Source organism: Nocardioides humilatus (assembly GCF_008373755.1).
GTDB classification, from domain to species: domain Bacteria; phylum Actinomycetota; class Actinomycetes; order Propionibacteriales; family Nocardioidaceae; genus Nocardioides; species Nocardioides humilatus.
Map to the genome: position 1 here is coordinate 1 of NZ_VUJV01000098.1, position 756 is coordinate 756.

Below are 756 nucleotides of genomic sequence, written 5' to 3' on the forward strand. Positions count from 1 at the left end.
TTCTGGTTTAGGTTAGGTACAATGTCGTGTGATCAGTTCATCATGCTGCTCATCATCATGACGTCTTTGTAAGTCCTCTTGACCAGCATGTCCGAGTCCAGGTAGGTGAGATCGTCCTTCATCATGACCATCTCCGAGGTGTCCACGGTCTTGCTGGTGTTCGACATGCCGAGGTCTTTTCTGTAGATCATTACGTCAGCGAACTTCATGTTGCTAGTGAAGAAGCTCGCCATGTCAATCGGTCTGTCAAATGGATATCCGAGAGGCATGGTGGAGATACATGAGCTCCAGCGACAAGCACAACGGTCCTTCATCATGGGCATGTCCAATGTGGGCAAGAGCATACCGGTGCGGACCGGCGACACGATGACGTACATCTGCATCTCCAAACCTCCAATCGTACCGCGGGGCAGCATAAGTCTCTGAGGGAATCCGTTGCGAGACTTGCACCACCAGTCCTTGACCATTGTCTGGCCATCTCCGGAAGGCATCATTTCGCTTTCCATTACACGACGAGTCGAAAGGTACTCTGGGATAAATCCTTGCATATCCATGGAGCTACGGACGATGGTGTTCTTTCCGTTGACCAGTTTGTACATAAAGCTGTCCAGCTCGAACATGTCGAGGCGTTTGTCGTTGACGCTCATGAGCCTGCCCATGCAGTCGTACTTGGGACCCAGGAAGATGCGGACCACAGCATCGACAGTTTTGTCGGACATGACATCAATCGACACCTGGAACGGATGGTGATTGAGG

1 protein-coding gene is annotated in these 756 nt (G+C 51.3%); it reads right to left on the reverse strand.

Annotated elements, in window-relative coordinates:
* Positions 1-32: 32 nt before the first annotated feature.
* The coding region (locus F0U44_RS24120) for a hypothetical protein (protein WP_149730607.1) at positions 33-756 on the reverse strand (724 nt) is incomplete at its 5' end.